This is a genomic window from Alteromonas sp. W364 (genome assembly GCF_031846205.1).
GTDB classification, from domain to species: domain Bacteria; phylum Pseudomonadota; class Gammaproteobacteria; order Enterobacterales; family Alteromonadaceae; genus Glaciecola; species Glaciecola blandensis.
In genome coordinates this window covers 564,477-578,231 of sequence record NZ_JAVRID010000002.1, presented here as the reverse complement: position 1 = coordinate 578,231, position 13,755 = coordinate 564,477, and the positions used below count along the sequence as shown (strand labels likewise).

The window sequence follows — 13,755 nt, the reverse complement described above, 5'->3', positions numbered from 1 at the left end:
GTGCTCTTTTATATTCTTAATTTTTACTTTCGTGATTTCAAAAAAAGTAATACTTTATCGACAACTAGCGGCAGTAAAAACTTCGCAACTAAAATTATCAACATCCCACTTGCCAACGAGATATACTCTAGCAAGATAAACACCAATACTGAAAAACCGAATAAAATTAGTCCACTAAGAAGCATTGAGTGTTCTGTATCAAGAGCCTTAATCATCAGAAAGCTAAGCACGATACCGAGAAGGCTTAGAGAAATAGGAAACGCAATTATTGCTGAAGGGTTGATGATATATGTGACAACAGAAATAGCGATAATAGTGCCACCTATCGCATAACAAATTTTTTGCACATTTGATTGGCGCGCTACCCTTAAAAAGCGACTGCGACTAGCGATTATCACTGTACTAGCAACTCCCGCAAAAATTGAAGCGAAAACCGATACCATTGCATAGTGATCTTGACTAACTGCTAAGTCTGGGCCTTGCTTTAATATAATCAGACGATCTACAGAAATCCATGCAAAGATACCCATACTGTAGATAAATTGGGCAATCACTGTTAAGCCCAGCAGCGATGATGTTTGCTGAAAATATGCTTTAAGCTCCCGAACATTTAACACTTTATAAAAGCTAAAACATTGGCACAGAGTGACAACACAAATAAAGTAAAAGAAAACACTCGTCTCTATGCTACTCATTGAGTAAGTTAGAGCGGGTATAGCAACAGACCAAAAAGCCAAGAACAAGAAGTAAATTGTTTGCTGCCTTGTATTTCCCTCATCAATGTCCGATTGATAAATGCCAACACATATATTGTAGTTTGCTGCTAAGGCACCCAAAAGCGTAAAAACAAAGATGTCTTTAAGTAAAGCTGGATGCATTACAAAAAAATAAATGTTTATCAAAAATAAAACGATCAGAGAAGAAAATAAGTAGCTTATGGGCAGCCCTATTAACTTTTTATCAACTGCACAACGGATAATGTAACCACCTATCGGGAGGGTCGGCACTACTCTGCACAATCCGAATAGTGTGACTAGCAGCAATAGGTTTCCTTTCTCCTCGAGCCCACCAAAATAGAAAAGAGCCATCATTAGCGGCAAGTATTTTCCAAACGAAAGAATGACCGGTAACTTTAAGGACGCAAAAGACTGGAAGGCAAACTTTATCATTGATTGAAGGCCATCGTTATTACGGCACTGAGTGAGTTATCACTTTGCATTTAAAAGTGCCTTTTCATAGTATTCCTGTTCATTTAAGAGCTTCTTTGACGCTAACTCACTTAATAAATCGTTCGAGATTAGGCATTCAGTCGTATTTTTACTTTGATTAATAGGGTCTCGATTTATCACCGTGTAGTAATGAGATAGAAATGAAGACATCTTATTCAGCGGCACCAATTTAGTCGGCTTTAACAAAGCTTTTTGAGCAATTTCATACTGAAAATCCCAATGTGGATTCGCGTTTTCTGGAAGCACACACCAATTTATAAAGCTTTCCAATTGATCATTCACTTTGTTTTGAACGAGAAAATTCTCATATCGCTTTCTTAACTTAAGAAAGATAGCCTTTGATTCTTCTGATTCCTTGCTAGAAAAAGACTTTATTTTGTCGTTGTACGCGCTATTGAGTCTCATCAGAGGATCGCGCAGAAACATAACTACTTGAACACTGTCTTTCTTCATTTTTAACTTTAAGAAAAAGTCACAGAAATTATACTTGTTAGCACATACTGAATAATTAGCCCGCGTGATTTTGCGAACATCGACATTACTCGCAGATGCATTTCTTTCAAGGTAATTATCATAAAGAATGTTGCGTAGAAAGGTAGAACCAACCTTAGGGTTCTCTACGAATAACAATCCAGTCTTGTTATCTAAGATATGCATGTCGCAATAACGTTTAATTTTGCTTCTTATAAGCTTGTGGGATAGCAAACGTAGCATGCTGCAATAATCCTTTGAATGTTATCCGCACTTGGCAAAATCGTCACTGGATAATGAATTGAATCTGCGACAATTAAATTCTCTAAGGGTGTTTCTCCATAATATGTTACGGGCACTCCGCAAGCAATTGCTTCCAAACCTAAAGTGCTATTATAAACACACAAGCACTTTATTTTAGATGCTGCCAACTCTTGTATAGTCATTGTTGACAACGCATTTGACCGATTAGGATCTAGCGGATGAAACTTTATAAGAGCTGCATCATGCTTGGATAAAGCCTTTTCATATTCTTTGAAGTTTGTATTCTTATTTGGAGAGTATGTAATGGAGAAGTCACCTTCTGTTTGCATTGCCATGATTGTTTTGTTTGCGATCGACTCTTCAATTTGTCCAATTCTTTTCCACCCATATTTACATCGACCTGCATTAATTGCCCCTATTTCTTTATCTACTTTTTCTTGAATGCTATTGGGTAATGAGTCCAACTTGGCGAAAGATTTCAGGCCAATAGCTAGACGACTATCATTTTTGCAACAGTAATATGGGTAACCAAATTCGTAGGTAATTTTCTCTGGAACGGGTTGTTTCTTCCAAACATCATTGGAACGATAAAAGCCATCCTCAAAGGCGATAATGGAAGACATTGATAAATCTAAATCATGCAGTCTAGCCCCCCATGTAAATATTAGTCGGTTGCCCCACCAAGCTACGATTTTTTTGACCCAACGATTGCTAAAACCCATCCGACTGAACTTCGTCATCGGTATTGGAATAACTAACATCCGATAATGTCGACTAAGAGAGAGTAAAGTGAAGAATGGAAGGCCTACACCTAAGGCTACTTTTGAGTTCATCGAGCCATCCTCTGACAAATTTGGCTAATAGTATTCTCTATGTCGGAATCGAAGCGCGCGGTTCTCTCTATTAGGTTATTTGTTCTTTTCACCAAGTGTTGAAAGTGTTCATTGTCTTTCCAATCCTTCGGCCAAGCTTGAGTGGATAAATACAGCGGTTTACACCATTTAAAATGCAGGTATGTAGGTTCGTTTAAAAAGCGAGTTTGTTGCTTTCTAAGTATTTTCCCAAAGATAGATCCAATGGGACTGTCCACTCCAAGTACTTCACACATATCACCATTAATAAAGGTAGATTTAAGAGCATTAAAGTGCCGTATTTCGCTGCCAGTGTATTTTTTTTGAGTCATATACTGCCCGTCAATGGCAAGATCAATACCGTACTCTATGATAAATTGAGTGCCACTTCTCAGCATATCAATTAAACCCGCATAACTTGGCAATGCAATCATGTCAGCATCCCACTTAGTGACGGTTTGATACTTGCACTTGCTCAAACACCAATTATAAAAGTAAGTTCTTGAAAAAACGGAGTTATCATCCTGGTAGCGATAGCCTGAACCGTTTGGTAAAGACAAAAATGGATATTCAAAGTAAACGACGTTATCAAAAAGTAGCGACAACTGTTGCGCTTCGTATAGTGTATTGTCTTCAGATGGTTGAATACATATCACAATCTCATCATAGTAGCCTTGAATCGATTCAATAGACTCTTTCAACATAAGTTCTTCATTTCTCACTCGAACCATCGCAGATAAGCCATTGGGGCGATTCAGAGACGCAGGAATATTGAATTCAGCAATTCCTTCAGTATTTGTTATTGCGCGGGTCATTGAAATAAGACTACCTTTTTTGTAACTGACCTTAAATTGATCACTAAAACAGATATGTTTCCGCGCTACGATAGGTTTTACCATACCTAGCACCATCCATTCTAGGCACAATATCGTCTGGCAACCATTCACTCAGTCGCTCTATATCATTAAAATCCCATGCCAAATCATTCATTTCCATCTGATTTCGCTTGGCCGGACAAATAACAGAAATGTTGTAACCGTAGTTTAGGACCACTGCCTCTTTGCAATCAAAACCGGCCAGTACCATACGATATAAAAGTAAGGTAGGTGTCCAGAGTGTGACATGACCACCTACAAACTCAGATTTTGCTGGCGGAACAGTTATCGCGACAAAGCCATTCTTACTCGACACTGCCAAAAGTTTAGTCAAAAATTCGTGTGTATGGATAGTGTGTTCCAAAACATGCGAAGCCCAAACTAGGTCGTATTTATCAGAAAAATCATAGCTGACGAAGTCACCAACAATCACATCATTTTTGTCTGTGTATGCTCTCGATTTACCAAAATCAAACCGCGTGACGCTTTTGCCTTCTGAGGCAAAAATGTCTGCATGAACCCCTGCCCCACTTCCGATATCTAATACGCTGTTAAACGCCAAATTCTTAATTGTAAAATCGAGGGCGATATCAGATAGTAGCTTTTGACCAAAAATAAACTGATTATGGGCTGGCTTATTGAGCTGCAAGCTACGCAGAAACTGCTTAAATTTCGTTTTTACTTTTGTGATTAACACTTTCAGGCTCCCCATTGTATACTCAATTTTGACCGTTCATTTCATTCAAGGTTTAAGGTTTAATGCTTGCAAAAGTCCAAATGAACTCATTTGCGTTTGCCAAGAGTATTTTTCAATCCTGTCTTTTTCAGCATGATGGTTTATTAACTCATTTTCGACTTCATTCCAGCACTCTGGACTGCTTAGTTTATTCCTCACAAAAATAGCCTCTTCATGTTCATTTGAGAGATTATCAATCCATTTATAGCTGTTACTCACAACAGGTAAACCGGCGGCCAAATATTCGTAAACCTTAGTGGCAGTCTGATATATATAGGGCCTTTGCAGCGGCATCAGGTTTAAGCCCGCTTTGGCTTTAGAAAGAAAGTATGGAATATCAGATTGGTTTTTACGACCAAGCAAATTTACATTAGGTAAAGTAGAAACAAGATTTTCTAATTTCTTGCTATAACTACCTATAATAACTAGGGATTTACCGGCTAGGCTCAAAGCTGAAAGCTCATCACGAAAAGCCAATAGGCGACTTGTTTCGCCCACATATATATAGTCGAAGCGCTTGTCAGAGGGCTCAGTAGTAAAGAAATAATGGGGAACACCCATATCTCTCAAAAAGGAGGGTACATTATCTTTAAAATTAAATTGTCTTTCTACCCATTCATTTAAAAAAACTCTATAGGTGGGTTTAGAGTGAAACAAACACTTAAATCTATCTTTCAAGAACGCTAAACACCCCACACTAGCTGAAGCGTATTCATGCACAACAATGAGTTCTTTTTTGAAACGGCTTGGAATAGCAGGGGCGCTTCCGCAAATAACCCAAATGACACCGGCATTGCTCGGCACCGTATCGATCGATGTATGGCGTGAAACTCCTATGCCACGCATTGTAAGGAATTCAGTGTAAGCGTCTAACTCTGGGAGATAAGACTTCCCAGGCTCAATGAAATGTACGCTTTCTATCGAATCACTTTTAAGCATCAACAGTCACTTTTCAGTGAAAAATCAACATCAGACATCAACATAATCACATCCACTTTAGAACATGAACGCCATTGTCTTCTAGGCGTGTAATAATATGGGCTAAAGAAGCCTTATATGCTTTTTGTTCTGAAAAATCCAAAATAGCCCAATGATCCTCAATACAAACAACACTGTTTTCGTCGATAATGTCGATCAGCTCATTCAATATCTCTAGCTCCGATCCTTCTGCATCGATTTTAATTAGCGAAGGAATATGCCAATTAACTGTTGTATCTCTAGGGTTTTTAACAATCACCTTTTGGACATCATTACCAAAGGTATTGTTTTCATGATCCAGCACTATTGAGGCTGCTCTTGATTGATGTTCTCCACCCTCTTTTATTGGAGTGCTAAGAAACGCTTCGCCTGATGATTTCCCCAACGCAATAGCATGAACATGTACATCTTTGAGTTCCGATTTTAGTGTTGCTGCAATCGTCTGGTTAGGTTCAAAACAATGAACCTCGCGAAACGGTCCAATGCTTTTTACTATTTGTTTAAGTTCGTAACCATCGTTAGTACCTATGTCGATGTACTGTTTTATATTACGTTTGGCAACCTTTTTTCCAAGGTAAGCAATCACCCACGTTAGGGGAACGAGTCTAATCGCATTTGTTAACCTAAAAGTAGCAACAGCAGTATTTTTAGATATCAGCCCTATTGCGACTATCAATAGATGCACTACCTTTTCTTTTAAACTTGTACTGCTCATATAGCTCCTGCGGCGATGATTTTGTTAATCCTTATCATTCACCTACCTCTATGCTTTTTCAATGTAAACTTGGTTAGTTGTAGCACATTCCATACCAATAAAATGTAAATATCTTGCCACTATATAGACCAATAGAGCTGTAGTGATAGATGTAAGCGTCAAATATCAGGCATAAGTCTATGGACTAGAACAAACTAGAGATAATCGGGGTCACCGTTTTGACGAATAGAAAACAGACAGGCTATTTTAAAAACCATTCTGGTAGACAGTTTCGTGAAGCTTTTAGCTCTCATATGATGAATCTGTGCACGTGCACACCGATTTAGAATTTTTAAATATAAAAGGAATTACCCATGAAAAACCTTCAATTAATACTTGCAAGTATTGCTCTAGCTTCTGCTTTCAGTTTTAACCCAGCAGTTGCTTCATTCGGACCCGGTGATACTTCATCTCTTAGCGCTCGAACAATGAATGCTACAAGTGAGAGTATGGAATACAAAATTAACATTAATACAGCCGATGCGAGTGAGTTAACGGCGCTGCCTGGCGTGGGGCAGAAAAAAGCCGAAGAAATTGTGAAGTACCGAGAGTTGAATGGCGAATTTAAAAGCGTTGATGAGTTGGTCAATGTGAAAGGCATTGGAGTGAAGATGGTGGCTAAGATCAGCGAGATGGTTAAGGTTTAGGATTTATTCTCAATAAAAAACCCCGGCAGTTTTTACTGTCGGGGTTTAGTCAAACATTTATAGTCGAGCTATAGGGATTTTAAATACTCTGTGAATTCTTCACCCAGCTCAGGGTGACGCATGGCATATTCAACATTTGCTTTCATATAACCTAGCTTGCTACCACAGTCATGGCTTTTGCCTTTCATGTAATAGGCATCAACTTGCTCATGCTCCATTAGCGCATCGATAGCATCAGTCAATTGGATTTCACCGCCCGCACCTGGAGGTGTTTTCGCTAGTAAATCCCATGTTTTCTCAGACAAAACGTAACGACCTACCACAGCTAAGTCAGATGGTGCATCTTCCAAGTCTGGCTTTTCAACCATCTTATGCATCTTACCTGACTCACCTTGAGCAAGTTCCTTGCCTTCAAGGTCGACAATACCAAATTTAGATACATCCTCCTCAGCAACTTGTTCAACCATGACTTGGCTAACACGGCTTGTATTAAACTTAGCAACCATATCTGCTAAGTTATCTTTTTTCGGGTTACTTGCCACATCGTCAATAATGACATCTGGTAAGACTACAGCGAAAGGCGCATCTCCAATTAACGGATACGCACACATTACCGCGTGCCCTAAGCCACTCGCAACACCTTGTCGTACATGCATGATAGTCACGTCTTTAGGGCAAATCGCCTGAACCGCTTCGAGCAACTGGCGCTTTACACGCTTTTCAAGTGTGGCTTCTAATTCAAATGATGTATCGAAGTGGTTTTCAATACTATTTTTACTTGCATGAGTTACCAAAACAATTTGCTTTATGCCAGCCTGCACACATTCATTTACTACGTACTGAATAAGTGGCTTATCAACCACTGGTAGCATTTCCTTTGGAATTGCCTTTGTTGCTGGTAGCATTCTGGTACCGAGACCGGCGACTGGGATGACTGCTTTCTTTACTTGACTCATTTGCTTTTAATTCCTTTACTTACTTAGTGCGCTTTAACTGATAGCGCTCTGCCGATGGCATAGTAATGCAATCCGTATTCCGACATTAGCGATGGCTCAAATAAATTTCTTCCATCGAATACTACAGGGTCTTTTATGCTTGATTTGATTAATTCAAAATCTGGCGCTCTGAAAGCTTGCCACTCAGTACAAATTACTAAGCAGTCTGCGTTATTTAAGGTAGCTTCCTTAGTACCCATCAATGACAAGTCACTACGGTTGCCATAGATACGCTGAGTTTCTTCCATAGCCTCAGGGTCAAAGGCTTGTACTTTTGCTCCTTGCTCCCAAAGCTTCTCCATTAATACTCGTGAAGAGGCTTCTCGCATGTCATCCGTGTTTGGTTTGAATGATAGGCCCCACAAAGCGATAGTTTTGCCCTTGAGATCACCTTTATAAAAGTCCATAAGATAATCAAATAGCTTCTCTTTTTGACGGTAGTTAACTGCTTCAACTGATTCGAGTATCTTTGCTTTGTAACCTACACCGTTTGCACTACGAACGAGCGCTTGCACATCTTTGGGGAAACAAGAGCCGCCATAGCCACAACCCGGGTAAATAAACTGATAGCCTATACGAGGGTCACTACCGATGCCTTTACGCACATTCTCGATGTCTGCGCCCATAAGTTCCGCTAAGTTGGACATCTCGTTCATAAAGCTAATTTTAGTTGCTAGCATGCAGTTTGCCGCGTACTTTGTTAGTTCAGCACTGCGCACATCCATTACGATGATTTTGTCATGATTGCGATTAAATGGACTGTATAGCTCACGGAGCTTCTTCTCTGCAAACTCACTTTCGGTACCTAGGATAATTCGATCTGGGCGCATACAATCATTTACCGCCGCACCCTCTTTTAAGAATTCAGGGTTTGAGACCACATCAAAAGTGAAGTCTTTATTTAGCTCATTTAAGGTTGCAGATACAGTTGCAATAACCTTGTCAGCAGTGCCAACAGGCACGGTAGACTTATTGATGATGATTTTATGCTTCTGCATGTGCGTAGCTATCGTTTTAGCGACTGCTTGCACATATTTGAGGTCTGCTGAACCATCTTCGTCTGGCGGTGTGCCGACAGCAATAAATACGACTTCGCCATGTGTGACGCCCATTTCAGCGTCAGTTGTAAATTTCACACGACCTTGCTCGAAATTAGATGTGACCAATGGTGTCAGACCTGGTTCGTAGATTGGGATGATTCCCTTTTCCAAGTTATCTACTTTGCTTTGATCAACATCGACGCAAACAACGTCATGGCCAACTTCTGCTAATACTGCTGCTTGGACTAGGCCGACATAGCCGATGCCGAAGACTGTTACTTTCATTTATATTCCTTTTAAACTTATACTATATTTGAAGTTACTTATACTTAAGAAAAGCTTGCTTTTAATACACTTGACATAAGCAGCACAGTTGAAATATTACGTAACTTACTCTATTACTTTTTGGGCAAACTGATAATCTGCGCAACTTCTGGTTTGCTTTCCGTACTTTGATTTCTAGCCTCCCAAACTAGATCACAAATCCCATCTGTCGGGTTAAACCCTGTAGGGGCATCAAGCAGTATCTGACGAATCTTCTCATGATCAAAATTATGGCAAACCGTATCCAACTCATCTAAAAGTGGCTCCAAGTCTTCCCAAGAAAGCATTGCTTCGTTCGCCGTCATTATACGCTCATGGAAAGTTTCTTGTACATTGTCTCCTATAAGCAGCTCTTCATATAGTTTCTCTCCGGGTCGCAAACCTGTGCATTGAATAGCAATATCACCATTTGGATTATCTTCATCTTTTACTTCAAGGCCAGATAGTCTAACTAGCTTTTCTGCAAGGTCCTTTATTTTCACAGACTCGCCCATATCTAACACGAATACGTCTCCGCCCTTACCCATTGCTCCGGCTTGTATTACTAGTTGAGCAGCTTCTGGAATAGTCATAAAGTAGCGAGTTATATCCTCGTGAGTCAGTGTAATAGGACCGCCCTCTTGAATTTGGCGCCTGAACAAAGGCACAACGGAACCAGAAGATCCCAGTACATTACCAAAACGCACCATACAAAACCTAGTCGTTGAATTCCATTCAGCTTGGGCTAGCGCTTGCAGCACTAATTCGGCCATTCGCTTTGATGCGCCCATTACATTTGTTGGTCTGACCGCTTTATCGGTGGACACTAAGACAAACGTTTCAACACCCGCATTTATTGCCGCCTTTGCTGCGAAATATGTTCCAAAAACGTTGTTTCGAATACCTTCCACCACATTATGTTCGACTAGGGGGACATGTTTGTAAGCAGCAGCATGGTAAACCGTATCAACGCTAAACGCTTTCATGACATTTTCTACCCTATTAATCCTTTGAACAGAGCCCATTAGTGGGTAGAGCTTAATATTTAAACCATTCTTTTTAATGTATTCACTGAGCTCTTTCTCAATCTGATAAAGCGCGAATTCTGAGAGCTCAAACAAAACCAATTTAGCTGGTTTGAACTTTATGATTTGCCTACATAATTCGGAACCAATTGAGCCCCCAGCTCCACTCACCATTACGTTTTTTGCAGTAATATTTTGCGCCATTAATTGCGGTAAAGGTGTAACGGGCTCCCTTCCCAACAAGTCCTCAATCTCGACATCAATTAACTCAGAAGGATTAACCTTTCCTTCAATTACATCTGCTATACCGGGAATTGTTTGTACTTGGATTTGGTATTTTTCTAAGGAGTTGATTATTCTGTTTCTTGTTGAACGTGATGCGCTTGGCAAAGCTAGAAGGACTTTAATTGCTTTTCCAGCCATCATGAGATCTTTTAAACCAGAAAGAGACGTAACTGGAATACCTTGAATAACCGAGCCGTGCTTATTCTCATCGTCATCGATGAAAGCCGAAACATAAAACTCGGGTCCTGTTGCTATACCAGTAGCCAGTTGCCGACCAGCAGATCCAGCGCCATAGATAACTACAGGCCTTTTGTCTGAACCTGTAAATTGCGTTACTAAAGCCCTAACAAGCAGTCGTGCACCGCCCACAGTTAGAAGAATCAAAGCGCAATATATGAGAGGCATAGTTCGAGGAACGGTTGTTGTAGAAAAGAAAGCGATAAGAACAAGAGCCGCCGTTGAAAGCATTGTGCCGGCAACAACCGCCCAAACTGCTTGAGAGCTCATATACCTCAATACGGCTCTATATAACCCTAGTTTTATAAATATAATAATGCTTAATGGTAGAAGCCCAGAAAGAATAAGCCAATAATTGAAGTTGGAAAAGGCACTCAAATTATCCAATCGAATAACTAAAGCAGCCCAAAATGACAAAACAATAAAAATAGAATCAACCGTCAATGTAATTATTCGTTTGACACTTCTTTTTGAGTTAAAAATTCGATTTAGACTATTAGTTATCAATTTGTTTTCCATTCAAAATTGCCATGATTAAGTATAGCTATTGCTATTTTTAATACAAGGCTGGCTCTGTTTTCAAGAATCTTAGGAGATTGCATCTCCGCTCCCAGAGCCGGTAATAGTTTTCAAAATATAGTAAAAGTAGCTATGAATATTCATTTTTTTTATCATTGTTGCATCAGTAGATGCTAGGAGCTCTGGTTCAGACATATCTATATTATTAATTTGTGCAAGACCGGTGATTCCAGGCCTTACATTATAAACGCCGCGCTTTTCTCTAACTTCTATTAGTTCGAGTTGGTTTTGCAAATTTGGCCTTGGGCCAACTAAGCTCATGTGTCCTAATAACACGTTAAATAATTGAGGAAGCTCATCCAGTTTACTCTTCCTCAATATCGCACCCAATCTAGTTATCTGAGAAGGGTCTGCCAAATGACTTGCAACAGACTTCGTTTCCAAAGACATTGTTCGAAACTTTACCAAATTGAAGAGAGTTTTATTCTTCCCAACTCTTTGCTGAACAAAAAACGGGCTACCGGTATCGAAATAAATAAATAGAGCAATTAAAAGTAACAACGGGAAACCGAGAATTATACCTAAAAGGGCAAAACATAAATCACAAATACGAATCATTACTATCGTTCTCTCTCTCGGTTAAAGCTTTCGACTAAACCCTGCTTATGTGTAAAGGTAGGCGACCAACAAAAGCGATCATGTTTAATAGAGCTTTCAATTAAAAAGTCATTCGATAAATTATTGGCTAGAGCTCTTTTGCCAATAATCGTTAAAAGTAGGCGCAGAAAAAAAATGTTTAATTTGAATTGCTTACTCTTATAGCCCATTGAACTACTAATAACTGCAACCATTTCGTTAAACGGAAGCGCCTGTGAATCGCCAACTAATAGAACTTTCGGAGGCCGGTCAAACTCGAGCACTTTAGTTAATAGGTCAGTTAAGTTTTTCGAATATAACATAGTCCTTGTTGTTTTCACGCTTGCAAATGGAACAGGCAATCTTGCTAACTTGGATATCATATTGATATTACCCGGAGCACCTTTACCGTATACCATTGGACATCTAATAATTGACAATAAAGTTTTGGAATTTTCAAATATAGATAGTAATGCCCGCTCAGTTTTCATTTTAAGTTTTGCAGCCGAATCAATAGGATCATAGGAATCAGGATTAAATTTGTTCTTTCTCTTAATACCTAATACATTTGAGCTACTTATAAATACGAACTTCTTTACTTTATCTTTAAGTTGAGTGGCAACATTTACTGGGAGGGTGTTGTTAGCATACTCAGCACTTTCATTCTTGTATTTGTTGTGCGCTACTCCCGCACAATAGATTACGCAATCGTTCTCCGATACTTTGCTGTAGTCAAAGTCAACAAAATCTACCACTAAATCAATCAGGTTTGTATTTCTTATTTGTGAGCCTGTTCTTGAAACACTGATCACATTCCAACCTTTTTCAAGACAGGCGATAGTTGCTTGCTTACCAATGTAACCACTACCACCAAAAATTATTACTTTTCCGTCCACTTAAACTTCCTTTTTAAAATTCAACATTCTTTTTTCCAATAAATGCCAAGAAATAAACGCTAAAACATAAGTTAAAAAGACTGCGGCAAAAGAAATTACAACGGGGTATTTATCAAACCCTACATTTGCTACAAACAGCTGAATAATGGGAAAGTGAAAGATGTAAACACCATATGAGATATCACCAAACTTCTTAAAACTCAAATAATTTCTGGGTTGAACGAATAGAATTAGAATAATCATACCAATCATTATCGGTTCAAAGTATCCCCCCCCCAAGAACACTATAATCGATGCTGCGATAAATAGCCTGAATTTATACTTGTTCAAGAATCCATAATATAGATACATTATTATGCCAAACGTAAAGTAGTGCATATAGGCTGGCAACTGATTAAACAGTGCTTTCGGCACAGTAAATCCAAAGTAATTTTCACCTATGAATAAAGCTAACAAATAAATCGCACTACTAAGGAATAATACAGAAAGTATTAAGATTTGATTGTACCTATTCAAAATATAAAAAATGAACGGTACTAACATATAAAACATGACTTCTATTTTTAAAGTCCACAAAGCACCGTTCACAACTGAAGTCGAATTATCTTCAAATAGAAATGGTAATGAGGGGCTAATAAAATTCATAAACGTGATATTAGCTAAATAGTATTTTGCGGCCCCTATCCAGTAAACGCTTTGCTCCTTGCCAAAAGAGTTGAGAAAGCCAAAAACTACACAGATAGTAATTAGCACTATGAATGCAGGGTATAGTCGCAGAAATCTAGCGATTACATATCGCTTCAAATTATTTGTTTTCTCAAAACTCATAAAAATCAAGAAACCGCTTACTACAAAGAATGCCGGCACAGCACGAGATGATAACCAATCGATACTTCCAAAAATATCGTAAAGATATAAGCTTCCACTTAGATGTTTTAGATGAAGAAAAATAACGCTTGAGGCTAGAATTAGCCTCAAAAGGTCAAGATTATTGGGTGCGTATGTATATTTCAT

At 39.0% G+C, this 13,755-nt stretch carries 14 protein-coding genes; 1 reads left to right on the top strand and 13 read right to left on the bottom strand.

Features of this window, described 5'->3' with window-relative positions; genetic code table 11:
- Positions 1-23 precede the first annotated feature (23 nt).
- Genes RM556_RS05300 through RM556_RS05270 form a run of 7 tightly spaced genes read right to left on the bottom strand, consistent with a single transcriptional unit; the run spans position 24 to position 6,119 of the window.
- A complete protein-coding gene (locus RM556_RS05300) occupies positions 24-1,169 on the bottom strand; it encodes a hypothetical protein (RefSeq protein WP_311374065.1) in 1,146 nt (381 codons plus the stop codon).
- A 39-nt stretch (positions 1,170-1,208) separates the two neighbouring features.
- Positions 1,209-1,886: a sulfotransferase family 2 domain-containing protein gene (locus RM556_RS05295; protein ID WP_311374064.1), complete on the bottom strand. Its 678-nt coding sequence runs from the start codon at positions 1,884-1,886 to the stop codon at positions 1,209-1,211.
- A 26-nt stretch (positions 1,887-1,912) separates the two neighbouring features.
- Positions 1,913-2,797, bottom strand: a complete 885-nt coding sequence (locus tag RM556_RS05290; RefSeq protein ID WP_311361484.1) for a hypothetical protein — start codon at positions 2,795-2,797, stop codon at positions 1,913-1,915.
- Positions 2,794-3,630 (bottom strand): hypothetical protein, encoded by an 837-nt coding sequence (locus RM556_RS05285; protein ID WP_311374063.1) that lies wholly within the window; start codon positions 3,628-3,630, stop codon positions 2,794-2,796. The genes RM556_RS05290 and RM556_RS05285 overlap by 4 nt, the downstream gene beginning before the upstream one ends.
- Before the next feature lie 43 nt (positions 3,631-3,673).
- Positions 3,674-4,387 carry a methyltransferase domain-containing protein gene (locus tag RM556_RS05280; RefSeq protein WP_311374061.1) on the bottom strand — a complete coding sequence of 238 codons (714 nt, stop codon included), beginning with the start codon at positions 4,385-4,387 and terminating at the stop codon, positions 3,674-3,676.
- Positions 4,388-4,432: 45 nt separating this feature from the next.
- Positions 4,433-5,365 carry a glycosyltransferase gene (locus RM556_RS05275; RefSeq protein WP_311361481.1) on the bottom strand — a complete coding sequence of 311 codons (933 nt, stop codon included), beginning with the start codon at positions 5,363-5,365 and terminating at the stop codon, positions 4,433-4,435.
- 46 nt (positions 5,366-5,411) lie between these two features.
- Positions 5,412-6,119, bottom strand: coding sequence for an FkbM family methyltransferase (locus tag RM556_RS05270; protein ID WP_311361480.1), 708 nt, complete (start codon positions 6,117-6,119; stop codon positions 5,412-5,414).
- Positions 6,120-6,472: 353 nt separating this feature from the next.
- On the opposite strand from RM556_RS05270, the gene RM556_RS05265 reads away from it, so the two are divergent.
- A complete protein-coding gene (locus RM556_RS05265; RefSeq protein ID WP_311374060.1) occupies positions 6,473-6,805 on the top strand; it encodes a helix-hairpin-helix domain-containing protein in 333 nt (110 codons plus the stop codon).
- A 68-nt stretch (positions 6,806-6,873) separates the two neighbouring features.
- Here RM556_RS05265 and galU read toward each other — a convergent pair whose 3' ends face one another.
- The 6 genes from galU to RM556_RS05235 form a co-directional block, all read right to left on the bottom strand.
- Entirely contained in the window at positions 6,874-7,761 is an 888-nt protein-coding gene (galU, locus tag RM556_RS05260) for a UTP--glucose-1-phosphate uridylyltransferase GalU (protein WP_311374059.1), read from the bottom strand.
- A gap of 23 nt (positions 7,762-7,784) precedes the next feature.
- Positions 7,785-9,125: a UDP-glucose/GDP-mannose dehydrogenase family protein gene (locus RM556_RS05255; protein ID WP_311374058.1), complete on the bottom strand. Its 1,341-nt coding sequence runs from the start codon at positions 9,123-9,125 to the stop codon at positions 7,785-7,787.
- 113 nt (positions 9,126-9,238) lie between these two features.
- Positions 9,239-11,209, bottom strand: a complete 1,971-nt coding sequence (locus RM556_RS05250) for a nucleoside-diphosphate sugar epimerase/dehydratase (RefSeq protein ID WP_311374057.1) — start codon at positions 11,207-11,209, stop codon at positions 9,239-9,241.
- A 69-nt stretch (positions 11,210-11,278) separates the two neighbouring features.
- On the bottom strand, positions 11,279-11,827 hold the full coding sequence (locus tag RM556_RS05245) for a sugar transferase (RefSeq protein WP_311374056.1): 549 nt from the start codon (positions 11,825-11,827) through the stop codon (positions 11,279-11,281).
- Between the two features lie 2 nt (positions 11,828-11,829).
- Positions 11,830-12,741 carry an NAD-dependent epimerase/dehydratase family protein gene (locus RM556_RS05240; RefSeq protein WP_311374055.1) on the bottom strand — a complete coding sequence of 304 codons (912 nt, stop codon included), beginning with the start codon at positions 12,739-12,741 and terminating at the stop codon, positions 11,830-11,832.
- Positions 12,742-13,755: an acyltransferase gene (locus RM556_RS05235; RefSeq protein ID WP_311374054.1), complete on the bottom strand. Its 1,014-nt coding sequence runs from the start codon at positions 13,753-13,755 to the stop codon at positions 12,742-12,744.

Bases quoted from the DNA above. Each gene is read 5' to 3' on its own strand.
- RM556_RS05285 (WP_311374063.1), bottom strand. From the start codon at position 3,630: ATGACCCGCGCAATAACAAATACTGAAGGAATTGCTGAATTCAATATT.
- RM556_RS05265 (WP_311374060.1), top strand. From the start codon at position 6,473: ATGAAAAACCTTCAATTAATACTTGCAAGTATTGCTCTAGCTTCTGCT.
- RM556_RS05255 (WP_311374058.1), bottom strand. From the start codon at position 9,125: ATGAAAGTAACAGTCTTCGGCATCGGCTATGTCGGCCTAGTCCAAGCA.
- RM556_RS05235 (WP_311374054.1), bottom strand. From the start codon at position 13,755: ATGAAATATACATACGCACCCAATAATCTTGACCTTTTGAGGCTAATT.
- RM556_RS05295 (WP_311374064.1), bottom strand. From the start codon at position 1,886: ATGCATATCTTAGATAACAAGACTGGATTGTTATTCGTAGAGAACCCT.
- RM556_RS05270 (WP_311361480.1), bottom strand. From the start codon at position 6,119: ATGAGCAGTACAAGTTTAAAAGAAAAGGTAGTGCATCTATTGATAGTC.
- RM556_RS05245 (WP_311374056.1), bottom strand. From the start codon at position 11,827: ATGATTCGTATTTGTGATTTATGTTTTGCCCTTTTAGGTATAATTCTC.
- RM556_RS05290 (WP_311361484.1), bottom strand. From the start codon at position 2,797: ATGAACTCAAAAGTAGCCTTAGGTGTAGGCCTTCCATTCTTCACTTTA.
- RM556_RS05275 (WP_311361481.1), bottom strand. From the start codon at position 5,365: ATGCTTAAAAGTGATTCGATAGAAAGCGTACATTTCATTGAGCCTGGG.
- RM556_RS05250 (WP_311374057.1), bottom strand. From the start codon at position 11,209: ATGGAAAACAAATTGATAACTAATAGTCTAAATCGAATTTTTAACTCA.
- RM556_RS05300 (WP_311374065.1), bottom strand. From the start codon at position 1,169: ATGATAAAGTTTGCCTTCCAGTCTTTTGCGTCCTTAAAGTTACCGGTC.
- galU (WP_311374059.1), bottom strand. From the start codon at position 7,761: ATGAGTCAAGTAAAGAAAGCAGTCATCCCAGTCGCCGGTCTCGGTACC.